This is a genomic window from Szabonella alba, assembly GCF_016765775.1.
GTDB lineage: Bacteria > Pseudomonadota > Alphaproteobacteria > Rhodobacterales > Rhodobacteraceae > Szabonella > Szabonella alba.
The window spans coordinates 1-23,814 of the sequence record NZ_JAESVN010000011.1 but is presented as its reverse complement, the minus strand read 5'-3'; the positions used below and the strand labels follow the sequence as shown (position 1 = coordinate 23,814).

Below are 23,814 nucleotides of genomic sequence, written 5' to 3'. Positions count from 1 at the left end.
GTCCGGGGTAATTTGCGCCAGTTCCCCAAGGCCCGCTGCCCAGGGATCAGCACGTCACCCGAAGACTGTGCCTGCCCTCGGGCAAACGAAGCCTGAGCCGACCCTTGTCGGGCGTCAGGGGCACGCCATCGAGCAGGGCAGAATGAATGCCATGTCCGGTCCGGCCTTCGTTCTTTATGGTGATGGCAATATCGCTGTCCCCAAGCCGGACCGTTGCACGGATCTCTGGCCAGTCCTTCGGGAAACAAGGGTCAAGCAGAATTTCCGATCCTTCGCGGGTCAGCCCCAGAATGCCCTCGATCCCGGCACGATACATCCAGCCGGCCGATCCGGTGTACCAGGTCCACCCGCCGCGCCCTTCATGCGGAGCCATGGAATAGACGTCCGCGGCCACGACATAGGGTTCGACCTTGTAGCGCATGGCGGCCCCGGGTGTCAGGGCATGGTTGATGGGATTGACCAGCGAGAACAGCCCCGCCGCCGCATCGCCATCTCCCATGCGGCAATGTGCAAGGATTGCCCACATCGCCGCATGGCTGTACTGCCCGCCATTCTCGCGCAATCCCGGCGGGTAGCCCTTGATGTAACCCGGGTCGAGCGGGCTGCTGTCGAAGGGCGGCGTGAACAGCAGCGCAAGCCCCGGATCGGGGCGGATCAGGTGCTCTGACATGCTGGCCATGGCCGTGGCTGCACGCGCCGGGTCAGCCGCAGCGGACAGGACGGCCCAGGATTGCGCGATGCTGTCGATCCGGCATTCCTCGGACGCCGCCGATCCCAGCGGCGTGCCGTCGTCATAGGTGCCACGGCGATACCATGCGCCGTCCCAGCCTTCGCTTTCGATGGCCTGCAGAACGGTGGTCCGGTGGGCGCGCCAGCGCTCGGCGCGGACCGGGTCGCGGATATCTGCATGGGGGACCATCGCGTCGATGGTGGCAATCAGCAACCAGCCCAGCCAGACCGAGGTGCCCTGACCGCCTTCGCCAACACGGTTCATGCCGTCGTTCCAGTCGCCCGTTCCGATCAGCGGCATGCCGTTCGCGCCCGTCAGGTCGACCGCCTGATCCAGCCCGCGCGCGCAATGTTCGAAGAGACTTGCTGTCGTCCCCGAGATTGCGGGCAGGAAGAAATCATCATGCGCCCCGGGGGGCAGCGCCGGACCTTCCAGAAACGGAATTTGCGCGTCGAGGATCGCGGCATCGCCGGAAACGCAGATGTATTGCGCAACGCCGAAGCCCAGCCAGAGGCGGTCATCCGAAATCCGCGTGCGCACGCCCTGACCCGAATGGGGCAGCCACCAGTGCTGCACATCGCCCTCGGGAAACTGCCGTGATGCCGCACGCAGAAGATGGGCGCGCGTCATGTCCGGTCGCAGCGCGGTCAGTGCCATGCCATCCTGCAACTGATCGCGAAAGCCATAGGCGCCGCTGGCCTGATAGAACCCGGCACGCGCCCAGATCCGGCAGGCGAGCGTCTGATAAAGCAGCCAGCCGTTCAGCAGGATATCCATGGCGCGGTCGGGCGTCGTGACCTGCACGGCGGTCAGAAGATCGGTCCAGTGCTGGCGAACGCCCTGAAGCGTCGTTTCGGGATCGGTGGTGCGGTGGCACGCGATCAGGGCGCGCGCGGCCTCGGTTGACTCTGCCTGCCCAAGCAGGAACAGGATTTCCACGCTTTCCTGCGGTGCAAGTGTCACATGGCGCTGCAGTGCGGCGCAGGGGTCGAGCGCGGGCCCGGTGCGCCCCGACAGCCGTCGGGCGCCGATCCCGGCGGGGCGTGCCATGCTGCCCTCACGGCCCAGAACCTCTGCCCGGTCCGCGCTCACGCTGCTTGTCTCCGCGCCCAGATCGACAAAGGCGACGCGGCCCGGAAATCCAAGGCCAAAGGGGTTGCGGGCGAAAACAGCCCCGGTTTCCGGGTCCCTTGTGGTGGTTATATGGGCCGCCGTGGCGCTGCGGGACGTGCCAAGAACCCATTCCGCATAGGCGGTGACCGCAAGGCGTCGCATGGTGTCGCCGGTGTTGCGCAGCGTCAGGCGGGTAATCCTGACCGGATCGTCCAGCGGCGCGAACTGCACCATATCCGCCGCGATGCCATGGGCGGCATGTTCGAAGCGGCTGTAGCCGAAGCCATGCCGCGCGACATAGGTGCCGCGCCCCCGGATCGGCAACGCGGTCGGCGTCCACAGCGCGCCACTGTCGAGATCGTGCAGATAGAGCGCCTCTCCCGCAGGATCGCAGACCGGGTCGTTCGACCATGGCGTCAACTGGTTCTCGCGGCTGTTTTCGGCCCAGACAGCGCCGCTGCCTTCAGCCGAAACCGCAAATCCGAAGGCCGGATTGGCGATGACATTGATCCAGGGCGCGGGCGTGGTGTGCCCGTCGCGCAGGATGGTCACATATTCGCGGCCGTCTTCAGCAAATCCACCGGTGCCGTTGAAGAACTCCAATTCTATGTCCGGGGCTGCGCTGGCCGGTGACGGGACCGGCGCCGCAAGGCGCGGCGGCGCTGGCGCCGTTTCAACCGGCGGCACGGCGTTGATCTGGGCGCCGATGCCCCCCCGGCTGGCCAGCAATGTCACGCGCGCCACGGCGCTCAGCATGGCACGCTGTTCGGCTGTGACAAGATCGGCGCGCAGGGTGTGGATCGCACCCTGTGTCGCGCCTTGACGGACCGTATTGCGCGGGCGGGTCTGGGCCGAGCGCACAGTCACGTCAATGGCGCTCTGCAGATCCTGTACATAGGACGACGCACGGTCGTTCAGGATCACCAGATCGACATCCAGTTGCCGCATCCGCAGGTATTCATGCGCGGCCAGTACCTCATGCAGGGCGGCGGTGTCTTCGGTGTCGCTGATCAGGAACAGGATGACCGGCAGATCGCCCGAAATGCCCATCGCCCAGAGGGTCGATTGCGGCCCCATACCGGCGTCGATCTGGCCGGGCGTCGCCCGCAAGCGCGGATCGTCGCGCAGGATCATGCCGCCGAGGCGCTGAAAATCGACCGCAGCGGCGGGGGTGACACCCAGATGGCGCAGTTGCACCTGGCTTTGTGTCCAGGACAGGGTCACGGCGCGCTCGAAGGCCGAGGGTTCGCGGTGGCGATCCACCTGATCCAGAAGCGCCTCGGGCGTTTCGGCGACCACGGTCCAGAACGTCACGCGCGCCATGCCGCCGGGAGGCACGACAACCCGGCGGCGCAGCGCAAAGATCGGATCAAGAACCGTGCCCGTGGTGCCCGATAACGGACTTTCCGCCATCGCCGCAGTGCCGATATCCCGTCCTCGGCCAATGAACCGTGCGCGGTCGGTCTCATACTGGACCGGGGCGCTCTCAACGCCTTCGACGACGCCGATATGGGCGACCCAGACCTCGGGGTCGGTGGTGGAGCGTCGGCGGCGGGTGGCAATGATGGCTCCAAGTTCGGCCATGTAATCCGTCACCACGAAGAGCTTCGAGAATGCCGGATGCGCCAGATCGGATGCCTGTGGCGCCAGCACGAGTTCGGCATAGGATGTCAGGTCGATCTCGCGCGTATGGCGGCCGGTATTGGTCAGCGTGACGCGGCGCGCCTCGGCATCATCCTCAGCCGAAACCACGATTTCGGTGGTCATGCCCAGCTTTTTCTCATGCAGGCGGAATGAGGCCTCGTGTTCGCAGAACACCGCGCTGTGCTGGTGGTCTCCGGATCCGGCCGGCTGCCCCGCCGCGGACCAGAGCGCACCGGATTTCACATCCCGCGCAAAGATGAATGATCCCATCACCGCCTGTGATGGATCGGGCCGCCAGCGGGTGATGGCCAGATCGCGCCAGCGGCTGAAACCTCCGCCCGTGGGGGTCAGCATCACGCCGTAGCGCCCGTTCGAAAGCATATGCCCGGTGGGCGTTGTGTTGCCCGGGCCTTCGAACTGGCGCACCATCGGAGCGTTGTCGATTTCGACCCTCGTGACCGGAACATCCTCGGCCCGGGGTGGCGCTGCAGTTGCGTCGCGCGGCACGCGCTCTTGCAGCAGAAGGTCGACCGCCCGGATCATCGGTTCCGCGTGGAACCGGGTCCGCAACAGCCCGTCCTGCACTGTGTTGGCGATGGCGGTGATCGTCATGCCCTGATGATGCGCCATGAAACTTTGCACCAGGGCGTGATCTTTCCCGGCAGGTAGGCGCTGCGCCGTGAAATCGACCGCCTCGTAGAATCCGAACCGGCCTTCGGCCCCAAGGGCGGCAAGCCGCTTGAAATTGCGCAGGGCCGCCTGCGGTGCGATCATCGTGGCCAGCCCCGTGGCATAGGGCGCGATGACACGGTTTTCATTCAGGCCCCGTTTCAGACCCAGCCCCGGCACACCGAAGTTGGAATACTGATAGGTCATCTCGAGATCCCGCGCGTTGTAGGAGGATTCCGACACACCCCAGGGCATCCCATGCGCCACGCCATAATCCCTCTGGCGCTCCACGATCAGCCGGTTGGTCTGTTCCAGCACCGACCCCGCAGGCGCTCGCATCACCAGTGAGGGCATAAGATATTCGAACATGCTGCCCGACCACGAGATCAGCGCCGATCCCGGCCCCACGGGTGTCGCGGCGCGGCCCAGCCGGAACCAGTGCCGGGTCGGCACGTCGCCCTTGGCGATGGCCAACAGGCTGGCCAACCGCGCCTCGGAGGCCAGCAGGTCATAGCAGTTGGGGTCGCGCGTGTTCGTCGCCACGGAAAAGCCGATGGACAGCAGCCTTTTCTCGGGGTCGAGCAGAAAGGCAAAATCCATCTGCATCGCAAGATCGCGGGCCAGCCGTTCGACATTGGAAAGGCGGGGGTCCGCGCCACGCGTCGCATCCTCGACATGCCCGGTAATGCAATCGCGCACAGCACTGCACCAGAAGGCCAGATCGGATGCGGGATCGTCCAGAGCGGCCAGACCGGCAGCCTCGGTCGCCAGGGGCAGCAAGGTCGGGAAAGCCTCATGCCGCGCATTGGCGGCGATCAGTCGGTCCAGCAGGGCCGAGATCGCAGGGGCCCCGGGTGTGCGCGCCAGTCGAGCCAGCGCCAGCGCATCGCCAAGCCCTGCGCGCCGTTCCGGTTCTGCCAGCCGCATTTCCCGCCAGTCCCGGCAGGCCTGCGCCACGGCGATCAGATGACCGGCCAGATTGCCGCTGTCCACCGCCGAGACATAGGCCGGATCCAGCACGCGCAGATCACGGGTATCATGCCAGTTGAAAAGATGCCCCCGGAAGCGGGGCATCCGCTGCACGGTCAGCAGCGTCTTTTCCAGCCGGGTGACGGCCGCGGCCTGCCCGATCCACCCCATGTCGCGGGCCACCGTTGCGGACAGCAGATAGAGGCCGATATTGGTGGGCGATGTGCGGTGAAAGACCGTGGGCTCCGGGGTTTCCTGAAAGTTGTCGGGGGGCAGAAAATTGTCGGTCTCGGTCACGAAGGTCTCAAAATACCGCCAGGTGCGGCGGGCGATGAGGCGCAGGGCCCGGATTTCGCTGTCCTTCAGGGGCAAGGGGGACAAGGCTGCCTGCGGGCGACTGATCCGATGGGCAAGCGCGGGCGCCGCCAGCCACAGAAATGCGAATGCTGTGACCACCGGCCAGACCGTAGGGTTGAGCGCCGCCGCCGCTCCGCAAGCGCTGAGGCCAAGTGCCAGCCCGCCCGCCATCATGCGATACTGCGCCCCTGGTCCGGGCTGCATTTCTGCGCCTGCGGCGGCGGCCGTCACCCATTGCAGCAGGTGTCGGCGCGTCACCACCAGCCGGATCAGCGTGCGCAGCGTGGCATCCGTCATCTGCCACGCCGTATCGGCCAGAAACGCCGTGTTCAGCGCGATCAGACCGAAGGCACGGCGCGCATCGGCCAGCAGCGCCGCAAGGTGGCTGCGTGACGTGATCCCGGCCCGGCCCGGCAGCACGGCAAACGGCAGCCCGACCAGATGTGGCAGGGCCAGCATTGTCAGCACCGCGACGGACCAGACAGCTGCCACCGGCAGCGGCAACATCCAGCCTGCGAACAGGGTGACAAGCGTCAGCGGTGCCACAAGGGCGCGCCGCAGATTGTCGGCCATCTTCCAGCGTCCAAGCAACGACAGGCCACTGTGCGGCCGTATCAGCCATGGCAGAAGCTGCCAGTCGCCCCGCACCCACCGGTGCTGCCGGCGCATCGCGGTGTCGTAGCGCGCGGGAAAGGCATCGACCACGTCAATATCCGAGGCCAGACCCGCGCGTGCAAAATCCCCCTCGAACAGATCATGGCTCAGCATGCTGTTATCGGGCACGCGGCCCGCAAGGCTGGCGGCAAAGGCATCCACATCATAGATGCCCTTGCCGGTGAAAGACCCCTCGCCGAACAGATCCTGATAGACGTTGCTGTCGGCACTGGCATAGGGCTCGATCCCGCCGGGGCTGGAATAGATGCGCTGAAAAAGCGAGCCTTCCGTGCCCGTCGGCAGTGCTGGCGTCACGCGGGGCTGCACTATGCCATAGCCCGCGATGACACGCCGCGTCACCGGATCGAACACGACCCGGTTCAGCGGATGGGCCATCTTGCCGATCAGCCTTGCAACGGTTTCGCGCAACAGGCGGGTATCGGCATCAAGGGTGATGACGAAGCGCACATCCTGCGGCAGGCGGGCATGGGGCAGGAAATTCGTGTCGGTGGCGCCGCGCAGCATCCGGTTCAACTCGGTCAGCTTGCCGCGCTTGCGCTCCCATCCCATCCAGACAGCTTCCGCCGCGTTCCATTGCCGGTGACGATGCAGGAACAGGAACCGATTACCGCGATCAGATGGATACCGCGCGTTCAGGCGCCCGATTGCCGCCTCGGCCGTGGCGACGAGCGACGCATCCTGAGATGTCGTCTGGCTGGCCGCATCGGGCCCGTCGGACAGCAGCGCATAGTGCAGCGCGCCGCCGGTGCTGGACAGGTAATGGACCTCAAGCTGGTCGATCTGCGCCTGAAGATCTTCGGCGTCGTGCAGCAGAACGGGCACCGCCACCAGCGTCCGCAGGGTCGGAGGAATTCCCTTGGACAGATCAATCCCCGGCAACAATCCTGGCCGGACAGTCCGGGTCACGGCCAGATTGACCAGCGCGATACCGGCCTCGGACGCGGTGACAAGACCTGTGATCGCAAGGAGCAGCAAGGAAAGCCTCTCTGCACCCGTGGCCCAGAGAGCGGCGGCAAGAACTGTCATCGAAACCAGCACAATGGAGCCGAGATAGCCACCCAATCCGAGCTGGCCCGCGACACGGCCCAGCCGCATCCTCAGCGTCGGCACAAAACCGACATCGCGTTCCAGCGCAGTGCGGCCGGGTCCGATCAGGCTGAACCCCGGGTCGGACAGGGCACCGGGCGCACCTTTTGCTGCAAGTCGCAATGCAGCATCCGCGATGGCGATCTCGCTTATGCCGGAGCCGCGCGCCAGCACCTCGATTTCTGTACGATAGCTGTTGCGCGTGTTGAAATCCATCGCCGCGAAATCGGACCGGGCGCGCAGGCGGTCGTCGATCAGGCTGACATCCTCGACAAAATCCGTCCAGTCCAGCTCTGACGCCAGACGTATGCTGGTCACGATATTGCGCATGGTGACGTTTGACGCGCCTTGGCGGAGTTGCGCATTCCGCACGACGGTTTCGATCGTGGACCCCTGATGATGCAGCCGGTCTTCCAGCCAGGCGTGCAGGGGTGTTTCGGCCGGATCGAACCCTCGCAGGCGCTTGGCAATCTGGGCCGCCACGATTTCATCCAGCGGTGCGCGGGCAAGAAAGGCTGTCGCAGAATGAAGCGCGTCCTGTGGCGACACCGCCTTGTCGTTCTGCGCCGCCAGAACCCGGTCGACGATGCCGTCGGCCACGGCCCGCTGTTCGTTGCCAAGGGTGATCTGTTCGGCCAGACGGCGCATGTTCTCGATCAGCACGATCCGCAGCGTGATCGCCACGGCCCATAGTTCACCGATCGTGAGCGGGCTGACCTGCTGATAGGACTTCACGAACCGGACAAGGACAGAACCCGACAGAAGACTGTCGGTATGGGCGACATAGGCCCATGCCAGACCGAACACGCGCGGATAGCCCGCAAATGGACCATCGGCGAGCTTGGGCAACTGCCGATAATATCCTGCCGGAAGATCGTCGTCGATCTGGCGCAACTGCTGTTCGACCAGATGGAAATTGTCCAGCAGCCATTCGGCGGCGGGCGCAACGGGACGCCCCGCCTGCAGCGTTTTCGCGCAGGATCGGTAGGCCATGAGCAGATAGCGTGCATTGTCCTTGACCCGCGCCGTCAGCGGACGGACAGGCGGGCCGCGCCAGGGCGCAACCGCCTGTGCGGCGGCCAGGGTCAGCGCGTGATGCTCCAGCCTTTCGGTGCCGAAGATCTCGGACCGGATCGGCGTTGTGTCCCGCCACAGGTCACTCCGGGATGGTCGCCACCCGATACTGTGGACCATGCGCTGTCGAAGTCCGCGCAACAAGGTTACAGCCGTCACGCCACCTCATGAGCGATTGGCGTCAGATCCCCCGCGCGCGTCCGCGCAGTATCACTGACCAGGGTTTCCGCCCCGTTGGCGGGATCCCCGGGCAGATCTTCAAGTCGGGCATCGCCGGGGTTCGGTGCAGGCAGGCCCGACCGCATCCGTCGGGTCATGGTGTCCCAGTTGTTTTCAATCTCATCCCAGTTCATCACAGGTCCTTTCGGGTATCGGCGGCTGCCCTTTTGCAGCGATGCTCGGCATCGGGCGCGGCACAGCCTGAGGGTGTGCGGACATATCCCACCCTATCGGCCCCGTGGCCTTGGCGCGCTATCCCAGATCAGTGCCGCCGGAATTTCCGAAGGCGGACGCGGGATTCCCGCCTGTCCCGGGGCTCCGCCTACCGGCGACGAACAGAATTTCCGCCCGCAAGAATGCCGTTGATCAGGGCTGCGACGGCGGCGTGAAGCTCGGTCTGGCCGTCCGACCCTGTGTCATTCGAATGCGCCGCAGCGGCATCGCGAAGGATGCCGACAATTTCATGTTCCGGCAGAATGTTGCGGTCATTCATCGCCAGCAGAAGCGACTCGCAGATCGCCAGTGCGGCCACTCCTGACACGTCGGGGATGTTGGGCATTGACGAAGCCTTCCAGTTGCAGATGCCGGGGATGCGGCGCGCGTTGATCGGGAACGTTGCGCCAGCTTCGCAGTTCTTGGTTCACGCGGGCTGAGGCAGATCAGTCCGAGCGGTTTTATTCGCGCCTATCTGACGATCGCACGGACACGCACCTGTGTGCCCGCGACCGTCCTTGGCGCCTGACATAAAAGGAGCGTTGGCATTGAATGCCAGTCACAGCCCGTTCGCGCGAAAGCTCGGCGCATTCGTCGCCCTGTCCAAGAAAGAGCACCTGACGCTGGACCGCTTGCATGGTCGGCGCAAGGTCTTTCCCGCGGGAAAGGATATGGTGCATCAGGGACAGACCAATCAGGCGGCCTATATCCTGGCGTCGGGTTGGGTCTGTTCCTACAAGATCCTTGCGGACGGAACCCGCCAGATCGTCGATTTCCAGATCCCCGGCGATTTCCTGGGCCTTCGCTCGGTGCTGTTCCGCACGTCGGATCACAACATCGAACCGGTCACGAAGGTCGAGGCCTCTGAAGTGCTGGTGCGCGACCTGCTGGAAACCTTCAGCGAGACGCCGCGCCTTGCCACCGCTGTTCTCTGGGCGGCGTCGCGTGACGAGGCGATGGTGGTCGAGCATCTGGTCAGCATCGGCCGGCGCGACGCAAAGGAACGTACCGCACATTTCCTGCTGGAACTGAGCGCAAGGCTAAAACTGGTGGGCCTGGGCTCGCTTTCGGGATATGACTGCCCGCTGTCGCAATATCTGCTGGCAGACACGTTGGGACTGAGCGCCGTTCATGTGAACCGCGTCCTGCGCGAGTTGCGCGAGGACGGGCTTGTCACGTTCCAACATGGCCATGTCGAGATTCACGATCTGGACGGGCTGGTGGAGTTTGCGCATTTCGACAAGACCTATCTTGATCACGACGGGCCGCTGCTCAGGTAATCAGGCGGCCGTCATGCCGCCATCGACGGTATAGGCGGCCCCGTTGACATAGGCGGCATCGTCGGATGCGAGGAACGCCACCACTCCCGCCACTTCGTCAGGGGTGCCATAGCGTTTCATCGGGATCGTGGCGGCAAAACCGTCATGGACGGCAGCGGCAGCACCGGGGCTGGCGCCTTCCTCGATCGACTCCATCATCCGGCTGTCGATGGGGCCGGGATTGATGCAGTTCACACGGATGCCCTTGCCCCCCCATTCGACCGCTGCCGCCCGTGTCAGACCAAGAACGGCATGTTTGCTGGCGACATAGGCACAAAGGCCCGCCGATCCGGTCAATCCGGCCACGCTGGACGAATTGATGATGCTGCCATGCCCGGCCTTTGCCATGACCGGGATCACCAGTTTCAGCCCTATGAAGATGCCGGTCACGTTGACGTCCATCACCTTGCGGAACCCGTCGGTCGGGAAGTCGGGTATGGGCGCGACCGGGCCTTCGATCCCGGCATTGTTGAAAAAGATGTCGATGGTGCCGAATTTTCCGACAGCTGCTGCCACGACTTTGCCGAACGCGGCCTCATCGGTCACATCCGCCTCCACGACCAACAGTCGCTCCTCCTCCGGGATTGCTGCACGCAGCGGCCCGAAATCCGCGCCCGCAATGTCGGTGGCGGCGATCAACGCGCCGCGGGCGGCCATCAGTCGTGCACTCGCCATGCCTATGGCACCGGCCGCGCCGGTAATGAGGGCAACCTTGCCAGTCATGGTTTGGGTCATTGTATTTCCTTTTCATAAGAATCTGCAGCCGCATCACAGTGGCCGTTGCAGTTGCGTCCACCCGATGCACAGGACGAGGGGAACAGGCACATCGGGTGGATCAGTCTTTTCCCGGCGGTGCCAACAAGGACGTGGCCGCCGCAGGGCCGTAGCTGATGATGGGCTTTCAAGCAGGTCCTCGCACTGCTTCAGGTTGGTGTTCTGATCGGCGGGCAGACTTTTTCGTCCGCAAGACGGTTCTCAGGCGCCAGCGGCTCGATGCCTACCTGCGCGTGCGTCGATGGGGATTGCGGGGCTGGTGGTCCGGGCCGGACGGTTTCTGTCACGACCTCGATGACGTGCTGCGCCAAAGGCAATGGAGGGCAGCCTTCGGCCGTTTCAGACGGACGGCCCGTTCCGGCGTTGCGCCACCTCATCCACCTCGGCCAGAATGTGTTTCCACAGCAGATGCGCCCCGGTGCTGCGCCGCGCAGGAGGTTCCTGACCATAATAGGCCCAGGGGCTTGGCGGTCGGATGGCGAAGGGTTCAACCAGCAGGCCCCGGTCAATGAACCGATCACAAAGCGATGTCAGGGCGATGGTCACGCCCATGCCATGCACGGCCATTTCCAGCGCCACATTGGTTGAATTGGTCTTGAGCGCCGCCCCGGCATCGGTCACCGCAAGGCCGGGCGCATCCTGAAAGATCTTCCAATATTCCTGCCGCCCGGCAATCAGGATTCTGGTCCGGGAAGACAGGCCCTTGCCCTCGTCCAGATCCCGGGCCAGCGCCGGGCTACAGACAAAGGACAGGGTTTCGCCCCAGAGCGGTGTCGCGCCCATGGGCACCTCGTCATTGCGGTTCACCGAGATTGAGATATCGGCGATCTCATCGTCCGGATTGTCCCAGATCGTTGCATTCACCACGACCTCGATCCCCGGGCTTGCGGCCCGAAACCGGGCAAGGCAGCCCGGAAGCCAGTTTTCGGCAAGGCTGAGCGGGCAGGCCACGATGACCGACCGGTCGCGGGAGGTGGTGGCAATGCCCTCGGTCGCGCTGTCGATCTGATGCAGGGCCTGCCGCAGCGTGGGCAGAAACGCCTCACCGATTTCGGTCAGCGCAATGCTGCGCGTGCCGCGCACGAAGAGATCGCGCCCCAGATATTTCTCAAGCCCCCGGATATGGGTGCTGATCGCGGCCTGCGTATAGCCCAGTTCCTGCGCGGCCCGGGTAAAGCTGAGATGCCGCGCCGCAGATTCGAACGAGCGGATGAAATTCAAGGGGGGCGGAGGCCTGTCCATTGATGAAACCGATTCTTCCGGGTGTTTTCACTCAACGCATCTTTGCAGAGATGCATAAATAAAACCACGTCATTGGCGCCAGATTTATCGCGTGTTCTTCCCTGAAGGATCACTATTTTCGACACATCAGGATGGCGGCGGGGCTGTGGCGGCTTGTCCGTCGCGCAACGCGCGCCATCCGACCGTTGAAATCACGTTTCGAATGCCGGGCGACCGGTCAGCGACAAAGGCAGACACTCATGCGCACCCATGCCCAGGCCGTTGTTATCGGAGGTGGCCTTGTCGGCTGTTCGATCCTCTATCATCTGGCCAAGAAGGGATGGACCGATGTTGTGCTGCTGGAACGGTCGGAGCTGACCAGCGGTTCCACCTGGCATGCGGCGGCGAATATCCATGGGCTGCATGATGTGACCAATATCTCGCGGCTGCAGCATTACACGATGGGGCTGTACAAGCAGCTTGAGGCCGAAACCGGTCAGGGCTGCGGGATCTTCCAGCCCGGGTCGCTTTATCTGGCGCAGACCGAGGCGCGTGAGCATCAGTTGCGGATTCAGGCGGCCAAGGCCCGGCGCTATGGCATGAATTTTTATGAAATCACCCGCGATGAGGCCGAACGCCTGCATCCGCTGGTCGATTTCAACGGCATCCGCTGCATCATGTATGAACCCGAGGGCGGCAATGTGGACCCCTCGGGCGTGACGCATGCCTATGCCACCGGCGCGCGGAAGCTGGGAGCGGAAATCCTGCGCTTTACCCCGGTGACGGGCACCGAACCGCAGCCCGATGGCAGCTGGATCGTGCGCACGGAAAAGGGCGATATCGCGACGCCCTGGGTCATCAACGCGGCCGGGCTTTGGGGGCGTGAGGTGGGTCGGATGGCGGGGCTGGAATTGCCCCTGATCCCGACCGAACATCAGTATTTCGTGACCGAGACCATTCAGGAAATCGCAGGGCTTGACCGCCGCCTGCCCTCGGTCGCGGACCGGGACGGCGAATATTATCTGCGTCAGGAAGGGCTTGGCCTGCTGGTCGGCGCCTATGAAAAGCAGATGAAGTTCTGGGCCGAAGACGGCACGCCGCAAGGCTTCGGGCATGAACTGTTCGCCGATGATCTGGAACGGATCGAACCCAACATGCTGCGCGCGATCGACCGGGTGCCTGCGGTCGGCATGGCGGGGATCAAGCGGGTGATCAACGGGCCGATGATCTGGTCGCCCGACAGTTCGGCGCTGTTCGGTCCGGTGCCGGAACTGACCGGATACTTCTGCTGCAACGGCATCATCCCCGGCTTTTCGCAATCGGGGGGACTGGGCAAACTGGCGGCGGAATGGATCGTCGAAGGCGAACCCTCGCTTGACATGTTCGGCTGGGATCTGGCGCGTTTTGGCCATTGGGCCGACAAGTCCTTCACCAAGGCGCGGGTCGAGGATCAATATGCCAACCGTTTCAAGATCCATTTCCCGAATGAAGAACGCGCGGCGGGCCGCCCGGTGCGCACCCGCCCGGCCCATGCGCTGCAAAAACGGATAGGCGCGATCTTCGGCCTGAATTTCGGCTGGGAGCATCCCTTGTGGTTTGCCGCCGAAGGAGAGCCGGATCATGAAACTTATGGCTTTGTGCGGCAAAACTGGTGGGGTCCGGTCGGGCGTGAGGTCCGGATGCTGCGTGAGAATGCGGGGATCATCGACATCTCCAATTTCGCGAAATACAGCGTGAAAGGGCAGGGGGCCGAGGACTGGCTGAACGCGCTGTTCGCCAATCGCATGCCGGTTGCCGTGGGCCGGTCCTGCCTGACGCCGCTGATCGGCAAGCGCGGCGGCGTGGCGGGTGATTTCACCGTGACCCGGCTGGCGCAGGATGAATTCCTTGTCGTCGGCTCGGGCATGGCCGAACGCTTTCACCAGCGGTTTTTCAAGGCGGTGCCGCTGCCGCAGGGCACCAGTTTCGAAAGCCGGACCGAGGCGCTGTGCGGCTTCAACCTTGCCGGTCCCAAGGCGCGCGACATTCTGGCGTCGCTGACCAATGTCGACCTGTCCGACGCGGCCTTTCCCTTCATGCGCTCGGCCCGGATCACGGTGGCGGGGGTCGCGGTGGTTGCAATCCGCGTCAGCTTTACCGGTGATCTGGGATGGGAACTGCATTGCGACGCGGGCGATCAGGTCACCCTTTACAGCGCGTTGCTGGCGGCTGGCCGCGATTTCGGCGCAGGCCCGGTGGGCAGTCGCGCGCTGATGTCGCTGCGGGTGGAAAAGGGCTACGGGTCATGGGGGCGGGATTACAGCCCCGAATACTGGCCACAGGAAAGCGGGCTGGATCGTCTGGTCAAGGCCGACAAGGATTTTCTGAACAAGGCCGCCTGGCAGGCCATCGCCGCAAATCCGCCGCGTGAACAGATGGTGATGCTGGAGATCGACGCAGGCAACGCGGATGCCTCGGGCGGTGAGCCGGTCTTTCTGACGGATGGGACGCCCGCAGGGCAAGTCACCTCGGGCGCCTATGGCTATTCGGTCGGGAAATCGCTGGCCATCGCCTATCTGAAGGCCGGAATGGCCGGCCCGGGAGACACGGTTCATGTCGCCATCCTGGGGCAGGACCATACGGCCCGCGTTCTGGATCGCCCGCCCTTTGACCCCGATGGCACCCGCCTGCGGGGGGCTGCGTGACCGCAGGATCAGAAAATATAGGCCCCGCTCAGCCGGCGCGCGTCATCGACCGCTTTCAGCCGGTCCTTGGTGGCGGTGCCGCGCGAACTGGCAATGGCGGTCAGCAGATTTTCCACGATGTAGAATGCGGCCACCAGCGACGGGTAGTAGTGCGGGCTGTCGGTGGGGGCCAGAAAAACGGTCGATGCCAGCGCGGCAAGGGGCGAGCTGCGCCTGTCGGTCACCGCAAAGACGGGGGCATTGCGCGCCTTGGCAAAAGCGACCGCTTCGATGGTTTGCCGGGAATAGGGCGCGAAAGACAGCGCCAGAACAACATCGCCCGGCCCCACATCCGCCACCAGTTCACTGGCGGTCTGATCGCCCGACAGGGTCAGGATGGTGCCCGGAACCGCGATACCGGCCACCGACTTCAGCAATCCGGCCATCCAGTACATCGACCCCGTGCCGATGACAAAGGTCCGCTCGGCCCTGATGATCGCCTCGGCGCAAAGGACCACGGCGGCGGGGTCAAGATGGCTTTGGGCCTGCTTGAGGTTCCGGACCGCGACTTCGGCGATCTGCGGTCCGGCCTTGCCGCCTCCCTCATCGGCGAGGGAGGCCCGCAAGGCGGCCACACGGGGGCCGAACCCCTGTTCCAGAAGCTGTTTCTGAAAATCGGCGCGCAGCTCGTCATAGCTGTCATAGCCGATCTTGCGGGCCAGCCGCACCATGGTCGGCGAGGTCACGCCGCAGGCCACCGAGACGCTGCGCATCGAATCGAGCGCCACCTGATTGGGGTTGTCGATCATGAAACGTGCGGCTTGTGCCAGTTTCGTGGGCAGGTCGGGCAAGGCCTGCGCCAAATGCGCCATCGGATCGTTCATCTGCTCTGTCACCATCGGGATGCTGTCGGATTCCACGGTATTTCGGTCGCGAAGCAATTGAAAGATAAAATACAAGAACGTAGCATCTGCAACATCGCGTCGACAAAGGCGATTCTGTCTTGTGGCCGACATGCAGAGGTTCCGAACGTGCCATCGGCATGACTGTCACCAACTGAAAACAGGGAGAATACCAATGAAAAAGACCGTGAAAATACTTGCCGCCCTTGCGATGACCGCAGGCTTTGCCGGTGCGGCGCAGGCCGACAAGCTGGATGACATCAAGGCCGCCGGTAAGCTGGTCGTCGGCATCAAGCAGGATTACAAACCCTGGGGCTATCTGACCGTCGATGGCGAACTGGCCGGGCTTGAGATTGATCTGGCCAAGGATGTGGCCAGCCGTCTCGGGGTCGAGGTGGAACTGGTTCCGGTTGTCGCGTCGAACCGGATGGAGTTCTTGCAGCAGGGCCGGATCGACTTGGTTATCGCCACGATGGGTGACAATCCGGACCGTCGCAAAGTCGTCGGCATGATCGAACCGAATTATTATGCGGGCGGCACGAATGTGATCGCGCCCAAGGCCGTGGGCCTGAAATCATGGGAAGACCTTCGCGGCAAGGATGTCTGCGCGCTGCAGGGATCCTATTACAACAGGCGCGTGACGCAGCTTTACGGGCCGACCCTTGTTGCCTTCGCGGGCATCCCCGAGGCGACCTCGGCGCTCACCAATGGCAACTGTGTCGCCTTCCTTTACGACAACACCTGGATCGAGTCGCAACTGGCGACCGAGGCGCAATGGGCTGATTTTGAAATGCCGCTGGTGACCGAAGATCCGCAGGCCTGGTCGATCGCCGTGCCGCTGGAAGAGCTTGACGCCCCCTATGGCAAGATGATGAGCGAAATCGTCACCGACTGGCACAAGACGGGCTTCCTGATCGAACGCAATGCAGAAAACGGCATTGCCGCCAGCCCGTTCCTGCAGGAACAGCACGACCTGCTGAAATAAGCCCGGCTGAAATAGGCATCGGGTCACCACTCAACGAAACCGGGTCAGCGCCTTGATTGGCGCTGTCCCGGACGAAGTGCGAGGGACTTCATGGAAACCGTGCTGGATTGGCTGCAACCGGACTGGCTTTTGAGTCTGTCGGTCGTCAGCGACGATTACAACCGGGGAAGATATCTGAGCGGCCTTTGGATGACGGTCAAGCTGTCGGTCATCTGCATCGTGCTGTCTTTGATCGTTGGTATTGCAGGGGCCGCAATTCAGGGTGCCAAGAGCCGTGCCTTGCGCGTTTCCGTCGGTTTCTTCGTGGCCTTCTTCCGCAATACCCCGCCGCTGGTGCAACTGTATTTCTTCTATTTCGCGATCGGTACCGTGCTGCGCATTACCGGTGAAAACGGCTTGCCCCAGCCGTTGGTCAGCAATTTCGGCTGGGCCGTCATTTCGCTGTCGCTGTTCGCGGGGGCGATGAATATCGAGATCTTCCGCTCGGGCGTCGAGGCGGTTCCCAAGGCGACAATCGAGGCGGCCGAGGCGCTTGGCTATACCCGCCTGCAGATCTATCGCTACATCGTCTTGCCCCTTGCGCTGCGCATCTCGATGTCGGCGCTGGGCACCAATCTTGTGAACCTCGTCAAGACGACAACGCTGGTCTACGCGATTGCGGTGCCCGAGCTTTTGTATGTCGCAGCGCAGATCTGGTCGGAAGACCTGAATGTGCGCGAGATGATGAACGTGCTGCTGCTGTCCTATGTCGGCATCGTCGCCGTTCTGGTCTGGGTGCTGCATCGCTGGGAAAAGGCGCTGCGCATTCCGGGATATGGGGGCTGAGATGCGAGAGACCATGAACCCCGGGCGGATCAAGGGGCATCTGCCCGTGCTGCTGCCCGCCCGCAAGCTGATGCTGTCGGACATTCCCCTGCATGACCGGCTGTTCAATGTCTGGACGGCCGGCGCCCTGCTGATCGCCTTTCTTGTCACCGCCATCGGGCCGTCCTTTGCTCAGGCCGAGGCGGCACCCGCGCGGTCAATCCTGACCATCCTGTTCGAATGGACGCCGTCAATCGCAAAGGCCTTCGGATTCAACGTCCTGATCTCGATCATGGCGATGGCCATCGGCACCGTGCTTGGGGTGGGGCTGGGGGTCCTGCAGGTCTCGCCCCGGTCCATGATCCGCCGTCTGGCCTGGATCGTGACCCAGTTCTTCCGGAACTCGCCTTGGCTGGTGCTGCTGTTCTATTGCATCTTGCTGATCCCGTTCAAGATTACGCTATTCGGCATGTCGGTCCCGTTTCCGGGCTGGATCAAGGCCGTGATCGGCCTGTCGCTGCCGGTGATGGCCTACATGTCCGAATACATGCGCGGCGCGATCAACTCGATCCCCTCCGGACAATGGGAATCCGCGCAATCGCTGGGCTTTACCCGGTTCCAGACCATGCGTGACATCATCCTGCCGCAGACGATCAAGCGGGTGCTGCCGCCTTGGATGAACCTTTATGCCGTTCTGACGATGGCCACACCGCTGGTGTCGATCGTCGGCGTCAATGAGGTGATGAGCCTGACACGCGCCGCGCTGAGCGCCGAAAGCCGCGTCGATCTGCTGATCCCGATGTATCTTTATATCCTGTGCTGGTTCTTCCTCTACTGCTACCCGATCAGCACCCTGACCGGCCGTCTTGAACGCCGCTATTCCGTCAAACTCTGAAGGAGAACGGGTCAATGCCCTGGACACCCGATCAACCAATCATTTCGCTGAAGAACGTGCATAAATCCTTTGGCCAGACCGAGGTGCTGCGCGGCATCAGCATGGATGTGATGAAGGGCGAAGTCGTCTGCATCATCGGGCCGTCGGGTTCGGGCAAATCGACGCTGATCCGCTGCATCAACGCGCTGAACGATATTCAGGGCGGGTCTATCACCGTCGAAGGGCAGGAATTGCGGGATCCGAAACTGGATCTGCTGGCGCTGCGCAAGAAGGTCGGAATGGTGTTCCAGCAATACAACCTTTTCCCCCACAAGACCGCGCTGGAAAACGTCATGATGGCCCCGATCAAGGTGCTGAAACAGAACCGTGCCGAGGTTGAGATCCGCGCCCGTGCGCTGATGAAAAAGGTGCGGCTTGAAGGCAAGGAAGACGCCTATCCGGGTGAATTGTCGGGCGGGCAGCAACAGCGGGTCGCGATTGCCCGCTCGCTGGCGATGAACCCGGATGTGATGCTGTTTGACGAGGTGACCGCGGCGCTTGATCCGGAAACGGTCAAGGAGGTGCTGGTCACCATCAAGGATCTGGCCGCCGAGGGGATGACCTGCATCCTTGTCACCCATGAAATGGGCTTTGCCCGTGAAATCGCGGATCGCGTCTATTTCACCGACAGGGGCGTGATCGTCGAATACGGGCCGCCGCAGAGCTTTTTCGACGATGCCAAAGACCCGCGCACCAAACAATTCCTGAGCCAGATCCTGTAAGGCATCCCCATGCGTTCCGAACAAGACAGTCTTGGCAGCGTCAGCCTGCCCTCCGATGCGCTTTATGGCGCGAACGCCCTGCGCGGCGCCCGGAACTTTGCTGGCCTTGGCCGCAGCATGGCCGCCTTTCCGGTCTTTGTGACGGCTATGGCCCGGGTCAAGCAGGCCGCCGCCAGGGCCAATCAGGCGGTGGGCGCCCTGCCGCCGCAGATTGCCGATGCGATCTGTCAGGCCTGCGATGAAATTGCGTCGGGTGCCTATCACGACCAGTTTCCTGTTCCCCTGGCCGAAGGATCGGGCGGCACCTCGCTCAACATGAACATGAATGAGGTGATCGCCAACCGGGCCGGGCAGCTGCTGGGCGACGCATTGGGCAGCTATGCCAATGTGCACCCGAACGATCATGTCAATCTGGGCCAGTCGACCAATGATGTGGTGCCTACCGCCGTCAAACTGGCCTGTATTCTGGCCTCGGGGCCGCTGATCGTCGCGGCCGGGCATCTGGCAAGCGCCTTTGAGACCAAGGCCACGGAATTCCGCGATACCCTGCGCGTGGGCCGCACCTGTATGCAGGCCGCCCAGCCGATGACCTATGGCCAGTTGTTCGGCGGCCATGCTGCCGGCATCCGCCGCGCCACCGGGGCGCTGCAATCGGCCTGCGACGGCCTGCGCGTCGTGCCCATGGGCGGCACGGCCATTGGCACGGGTCTTGGGGCCGCACCGGGCTATGATGCGACGATTGCCCCGGCGCTGTCGCAGGCCTTTGACATGCCGGTTTCCCGCGCCGACGATGCCTTTGACGCCATGGCCTCGGCAGATGGCTTTCTGCGACTGTCGTCTGAACTGCGCAACTTGTCCTCTGTCGTGTCCAGAATTGCCGCCGATCTGGTGATCCTTGGCAGCGATGGAGCCTCGGGTCTGGGGGAGGTCATCCTGCCCGCCGTTCAGCCCGGATCCTCGATCATGGCAGGCAAGGTCAACCCGGTCATGTGCATGAGCGTGCAGCAGATCGCCTTTGCCGTTCATGGTCGTGATGCCACGGTCGCCCTGGCCGCGCAGGCCGGGCAAATGGAGATCAACCATTTTGAACCCGTGATGGCTGAGGCCCTGTTTGACAGCATCGAGTTGATGACGAAAGGATACATCCTGTTTGCCGAACGCTGCATCAGCGGCCTGACCGTTGATGCCGGCCGGTCCTATCAGAACCTTGCCGCCTCCTTTGCGGTCTCGACCGTTTTCCTGCGGCAACTGGGCTATGCGCGGCTGTCGAAACTGGTCAAGCAGGCGCAGGCGATGCAGATGCCCCTTGCCGCCCTCGCCGTTCAGGAAGGGCTGATTTCCGAGGCGGAACTGCGGGAGGTTCTGGCGACCGCTGCGGGATAGGCCGACAGGCGGCAGGGCGCGATCCGGCATTGACACCGGGCGCGCCCGGACGTTCCATGCGCCCCGCATCCGGCCCGGGCCCTGCGCTGCGGTCCGGCCCTTCCCTTTGAACCACAAAAGGCAAATTCTCATGCCCCCCCTCCATGATTTCCGCTCGGACACCGTCACCCGGCCTGGCAAGGCGATGAAGGCCGCGATGGTCGCGGCTGATCTGGGCGATGCGGTCTATGACGACTGCCCGACGACGAAACGGCTTGAAGCGATGGCAAGCGAAAGGCTGGGCAAGGAGGCGGGCCTGTTCTTTCCGACCGGCACGCAGTCCAATCTGGCCGGGCTGATGGCGCATTGCGGTCGTGGCGATGAATATATCGTCGGCCAGCAGGCCCATACCTATGTGAATGAGGCGGGCGGGGCCGCCGTTCTGGGCTCGATTCAGCCGCAACCCCTGCCGAACGAAGCCGATGGCACCATCGCGCTGGACGCGATCCGCGCCGCGATCAAGCCCGATGATTTCCATTTTGCCCGCAGCCGGTTGCTGGCGCTTGAAAACACCTTCAATGGCCGGGTGCTGCCCGCCGCCTATGTCGCCGAGGCCACCGCGCTGGCGCGTCAGCACGGGCTTGCGACCCATCTGGACGGCGCGCGGCTGTTCAACGCCGCTGTCGCCTCGCAGACCGATCCCGCCGATCTGGCCGCCCCCTTCGACAGCCTGTCGATCTGCCTGTCCAAAGGGCTGGGCGCGCCGATTGGATCGTTGCTGCTGGGCAGTCGTGACCTGATCGAACGCGCGCGGCGGCTGCGCAAGATGCTGGGCGGCGGCATGCGCCAGACCGGGGTTCTGGCCGCTGCTGCGATCCATGCGCTGGATCATCATGTCGCGCGTCTGGCCGATGACCATGACCGCGCAGCAAGGCTGGCCGAGGGGCTGCGCGCCTTTCCCCGGCTTGGCGTGCGGGAAGCGCAGACGAATATGGTCTTCATGTCGCCCCAAGGCGTCGATACAGCGGCCCTTCTGGCCTTTCTGGCGGAACGGGGCATCGCGGTTTCAGGGCGCTATGGCACCCTGCGATGGGTTACCCATCTCGACATCGGCGATGCCGGGATCACGGCCGCGATTGATGCCTGCGCGGATTTTCTGCAGCAGAAGGCCGCGTAAGCAGTTTTGTTGACTAGGAAACTTGCGTAGGCTAGTTTTCGGGTCAACATGAGCGCAACCGCATCCCCCTCTGATCTCACCGACCATCTGGGCTATTGGCTGCGGATGGTTTCGAATGCTGTCTCGCATGGCTTTGCCCGCAGGGTTGAGGCCGAGGGCGTAACGGTTGCCGAATGGGTTTTCCTGCGCGCGCTTTTTGACAGTGAAGGCATGGCGCCGACGGTGCTGGCCGACCGGATGGGCATGACGCGCGGGGCGATTTCCAAACTGGCCGACCGGGTAGAGGCCAAGGGCCTGATCCTGCGGCAGGGTGCTGCCGGACGCGGCCAGATCCTGTCGCTGACCACGGCGGCCCGGGCGCTTGTGCCGCGACTGGCAGCACTGGCCGATGCGAATGACGCGGCATTCCTTGCGCCGCTTTCCGCAGCAGACCGCCTTGCGCTGGCCGGGATCCTGCAAAGCCTTGCGGCGGCGCATGGGCTGACCGCCGCGCCGCTGGATTGACCCCCAGCCATGAAAGGACCCGCCATGGATGCAGACCAGATCGCCCTTGCCGAAACCTGCCTGCAGGCAGCCCATGATGGCAGTCTCGGCTTTCCCCAGATCCTCGGCCGCCTGATCGCGGCGGGGTTTGAAGGTTACAGCGTCGATTACCGGCAGAACCTGCAGACCTTCTTCCTGCCATCGGGTGAGGCCACGACCCACGCGATGATCGGCCCGGGACAAAATGTCGCGGAACGCTTCGATCCTGTCGCCATCGAAGGGCTGGTCCGCTGGGCGCAGTCCGGGGCGCCCGATTACAGCTATGCCGCCTTTTCGCAACGCGCCGCCCAGGCGGGCTGCGCGGGCTATCTCGTGTCCTTCCCGGGGCGTCGCGTCCTGTATTTCGGCCGCAGCGCCGAAACCCATGTGGAACATTTCCCGTCCTGAACAGGCATTTTCCGCTGCGGCCCGACCGCACCGGAAAGACCCCCGCCAAGGGCCGCTCACCCCGTCCGGGACCGATCCCGTTTTCCGTATCCGGTCCATGGCCCTGCGCTGTTCAGGGCCGGTGTGACGCCATTCTGTCGCTCTCTGGTTACGGTACGGAACCAGAAAGTGTCATGCGCCTATTGCATATCGCTGCACTTTTAAGGATTTAAGAAGCTGGGGGGTTTCGCCTCGATCCCGGTTGGTTCCGGCGGCGCGAAATCAGAATGGTGTGGGGCAGATCCGATGGGTTTCGAAACGAACAGGGCCGCTGCCGCGGATTGCCGTTTCACGAGTCCTGAAACGGCGCCTTCGTGCCCGACAGAATGCCGCGTTTCCCCGTCCTCCCTCCATGCCACTGGCTGAATTCAACGACAGGTAGATCTATGACGAACAGCATGCTTACCCTCAAGGAAAACGGTCAGGTGACGCAACTCGCGCAAGAAGGCGTGCTTCCCGAGCGGATCATTCTGGAAGGGCCAAGCGTCGTGACCCTGCCCGTCGGGCCCGAGGCGGTTCTGCGCTATGACCGGGTTGGCCTCGATCTGGTGCTGGTCCTCGCCGATGGCAGTCGGATCACCATCGTCAATTTCTTCGTCACTGGTCCCGATGACGCCCGCAACGACATCGTTTTCGTCGATGGGAATGAGGTCATGTGGTGGGGCCAGTATACCCAGCCCTGGCAGGGGTTCCAGATCGCCGAGATCGAACCCGGAGCGGTTCCGGGGGCATTCGGCTTCTTTGGTCCGGGTCTGCTGGCCGGCCTTGCGGGCGGCGGCGCGCTGATCGCAGGCGGGGGCGGTGATGATGGCGGGAACAACCCACCTGTTGCGACGGACGACGCGGGTTCGGTTCGGGAGGCGGGTGTTCAGGCGGGGGGCAATGCGGGTGATCCGGGTGTTGCGCAGGCCTCGGGGAATGTGCTGACGAATGACAGCGATATTGATGGCGGCACGCTTGTTGTGACGGGTGTTGCGCTGGCGGGGGGCGGGTCTGCCGCGCCGGGCGATGTTCTCGTGGGTGTGCATGGCGATCTGACCCTGGGGTCTGATGGTGTCTGGACCTATGTGCTGGACAATGGCCGGGGCGCAACCGAAGGGCTGGCTTTGGGTCAGACGGCGCAGGAGGTGTTCACCTATACGGTCTCGGATGGTCAGGGCGGCACGGCGGTGGCCGATCTGGTTGTGACGGTGACGGGCACGAATGACCTGCCGGTGATCGATGCGGCGGCAA

Annotated in this window: 17 protein-coding genes; 11 read left to right on the top strand and 6 right to left on the bottom strand. The window is 63.7% G+C overall.

What is annotated here, in order from left to right; all coding sequences use genetic code 11:
- Positions 1-46 precede the first annotated feature (46 nt).
- The 3 genes from JL811_RS17335 to JL811_RS17325 all read right to left on the bottom strand — a co-directional run bounded on the left by JL811_RS17335 (position 47) and on the right by JL811_RS17325 (position 9,095).
- Positions 47-8,437, bottom strand: coding sequence for a glycoside hydrolase family 94 protein (locus tag JL811_RS17335; RefSeq protein WP_202689970.1), 8,391 nt, complete (start codon positions 8,435-8,437; stop codon positions 47-49).
- A 35-nt stretch (positions 8,438-8,472) separates the two neighbouring features.
- Positions 8,473-8,670 (bottom strand): hypothetical protein, encoded by a 198-nt coding sequence (locus JL811_RS17330; RefSeq protein ID WP_202689969.1) that lies wholly within the window; start codon positions 8,668-8,670, stop codon positions 8,473-8,475.
- Between the two features lie 188 nt (positions 8,671-8,858).
- Entirely contained in the window at positions 8,859-9,095 is a 237-nt protein-coding gene (locus tag JL811_RS17325; protein WP_202689968.1) for a hypothetical protein, read from the bottom strand.
- 202 nt (positions 9,096-9,297) lie between these two features.
- On the opposite strand from JL811_RS17325, the gene JL811_RS17320 reads away from it, so the two are divergent.
- Positions 9,298-10,029: a Crp/Fnr family transcriptional regulator gene (locus JL811_RS17320; protein WP_202689967.1), complete on the top strand. Its 732-nt coding sequence runs from the start codon at positions 9,298-9,300 to the stop codon at positions 10,027-10,029.
- Here the strand turns inward: JL811_RS17320 and JL811_RS17315 are convergent, their stop codons facing one another.
- Both JL811_RS17315 and JL811_RS17310 read right to left on the bottom strand, forming a co-directional pair.
- Positions 10,030-10,803 carry an SDR family NAD(P)-dependent oxidoreductase gene (locus JL811_RS17315; protein WP_202689966.1) on the bottom strand — a complete coding sequence of 258 codons (774 nt, stop codon included), beginning with the start codon at positions 10,801-10,803 and terminating at the stop codon, positions 10,030-10,032.
- 378 nt (positions 10,804-11,181) lie between these two features.
- Positions 11,182-12,063: a LysR family transcriptional regulator gene (locus JL811_RS17310; protein WP_202689965.1), complete on the bottom strand. Its 882-nt coding sequence runs from the start codon at positions 12,061-12,063 to the stop codon at positions 11,182-11,184.
- Between the two features lie 260 nt (positions 12,064-12,323).
- Here JL811_RS17310 and JL811_RS17305 point away from each other — a divergent pair, with 260 nt between their 5' ends.
- A complete protein-coding gene (locus JL811_RS17305) occupies positions 12,324-14,747 on the top strand; it encodes a GcvT family protein (protein WP_202689964.1) in 2,424 nt (807 codons plus the stop codon).
- Positions 14,748-14,755: 8 nt separating this feature from the next.
- Here the strand turns inward: JL811_RS17305 and JL811_RS17300 are convergent, their stop codons facing one another.
- Positions 14,756-15,685, bottom strand: coding sequence for a MurR/RpiR family transcriptional regulator (locus JL811_RS17300; protein WP_202689963.1), 930 nt, complete (start codon positions 15,683-15,685; stop codon positions 14,756-14,758).
- Positions 15,686-15,803: 118 nt separating this feature from the next.
- Between JL811_RS17300 and JL811_RS17295 the strand changes: the two genes are divergently transcribed.
- The 9 genes from JL811_RS17295 to JL811_RS20185 form a co-directional block, all read left to right on the top strand.
- Positions 15,804-16,613 (top strand): transporter substrate-binding domain-containing protein, encoded by an 810-nt coding sequence (locus JL811_RS17295; RefSeq protein ID WP_202689962.1) that lies wholly within the window; start codon positions 15,804-15,806, stop codon positions 16,611-16,613.
- 90 nt (positions 16,614-16,703) lie between these two features.
- Positions 16,704-17,438 carry an amino acid ABC transporter permease gene (locus JL811_RS17290; RefSeq protein WP_202689961.1) on the top strand — a complete coding sequence of 245 codons (735 nt, stop codon included), beginning with the start codon at positions 16,704-16,706 and terminating at the stop codon, positions 17,436-17,438.
- Between the two features lies 1 nt (position 17,439).
- Positions 17,440-18,312, top strand: a complete 873-nt coding sequence (locus JL811_RS17285) for an amino acid ABC transporter permease (protein ID WP_237685036.1) — start codon at positions 17,440-17,442, stop codon at positions 18,310-18,312.
- Between the two features lie 14 nt (positions 18,313-18,326).
- Positions 18,327-19,073 carry an amino acid ABC transporter ATP-binding protein gene (locus tag JL811_RS17280; RefSeq protein WP_237685035.1) on the top strand — a complete coding sequence of 249 codons (747 nt, stop codon included), beginning with the start codon at positions 18,327-18,329 and terminating at the stop codon, positions 19,071-19,073.
- 9 nt (positions 19,074-19,082) lie between these two features.
- Entirely contained in the window at positions 19,083-20,456 is a 1,374-nt protein-coding gene (locus JL811_RS17275) for an aspartate ammonia-lyase (protein WP_237685034.1), read from the top strand.
- Positions 20,457-20,586: 130 nt separating this feature from the next.
- Positions 20,587-21,612: a low-specificity L-threonine aldolase gene (ltaE, locus tag JL811_RS17270; RefSeq protein ID WP_202689960.1), complete on the top strand. Its 1,026-nt coding sequence runs from the start codon at positions 20,587-20,589 to the stop codon at positions 21,610-21,612.
- 48 nt (positions 21,613-21,660) lie between these two features.
- The gene (locus tag JL811_RS17265) at positions 21,661-22,116 is read left to right on the top strand and encodes a MarR family winged helix-turn-helix transcriptional regulator (protein WP_202689959.1); all 456 of its coding nucleotides are present in this window, start codon (positions 21,661-21,663) and stop codon (positions 22,114-22,116) included.
- 24 nt (positions 22,117-22,140) lie between these two features.
- A complete protein-coding gene (locus JL811_RS17260) occupies positions 22,141-22,542 on the top strand; it encodes a DUF1398 domain-containing protein (RefSeq protein ID WP_202689958.1) in 402 nt (133 codons plus the stop codon).
- Positions 22,543-22,967: 425 nt separating this feature from the next.
- A partial coding sequence (locus tag JL811_RS20185; RefSeq protein ID WP_202689957.1) for a BapA/Bap/LapF family prefix-like domain-containing protein occupies positions 22,968-23,814 on the top strand: 847 nt, incomplete at its 3' end.

Bases quoted from the DNA above. Each gene is read 5' to 3' on its own strand.
- JL811_RS17335 (WP_202689970.1), bottom strand. From the start codon at position 8,437: ATGGTCCACAGTATCGGGTGGCGACCATCCCGGAGTGACCTGTGGCGG.
- JL811_RS17330 (WP_202689969.1), bottom strand. From the start codon at position 8,670: ATGAACTGGGATGAGATTGAAAACAACTGGGACACCATGACCCGACGG.
- JL811_RS17325 (WP_202689968.1), bottom strand. From the start codon at position 9,095: ATGCCCAACATCCCCGACGTGTCAGGAGTGGCCGCACTGGCGATCTGC.
- JL811_RS17315 (WP_202689966.1), bottom strand. From the start codon at position 10,803: ATGACCCAAACCATGACTGGCAAGGTTGCCCTCATTACCGGCGCGGCC.
- JL811_RS17305 (WP_202689964.1), top strand. From the start codon at position 12,324: ATGCGCACCCATGCCCAGGCCGTTGTTATCGGAGGTGGCCTTGTCGGC.
- JL811_RS17295 (WP_202689962.1), top strand. From the start codon at position 15,804: ATGAAAAAGACCGTGAAAATACTTGCCGCCCTTGCGATGACCGCAGGC.
- JL811_RS17290 (WP_202689961.1), top strand. From the start codon at position 16,704: ATGGAAACCGTGCTGGATTGGCTGCAACCGGACTGGCTTTTGAGTCTG.
- JL811_RS17285 (WP_237685036.1), top strand. From the start codon at position 17,440: ATGCGAGAGACCATGAACCCCGGGCGGATCAAGGGGCATCTGCCCGTG.
- JL811_RS17280 (WP_237685035.1), top strand. From the start codon at position 18,327: ATGCCCTGGACACCCGATCAACCAATCATTTCGCTGAAGAACGTGCAT.
- JL811_RS17275 (WP_237685034.1), top strand. From the start codon at position 19,083: ATGCGTTCCGAACAAGACAGTCTTGGCAGCGTCAGCCTGCCCTCCGAT.
- ltaE (WP_202689960.1), top strand. From the start codon at position 20,587: ATGCCCCCCCTCCATGATTTCCGCTCGGACACCGTCACCCGGCCTGGC.
- JL811_RS17265 (WP_202689959.1), top strand. From the start codon at position 21,661: ATGAGCGCAACCGCATCCCCCTCTGATCTCACCGACCATCTGGGCTAT.
- JL811_RS17260 (WP_202689958.1), top strand. From the start codon at position 22,141: ATGGATGCAGACCAGATCGCCCTTGCCGAAACCTGCCTGCAGGCAGCC.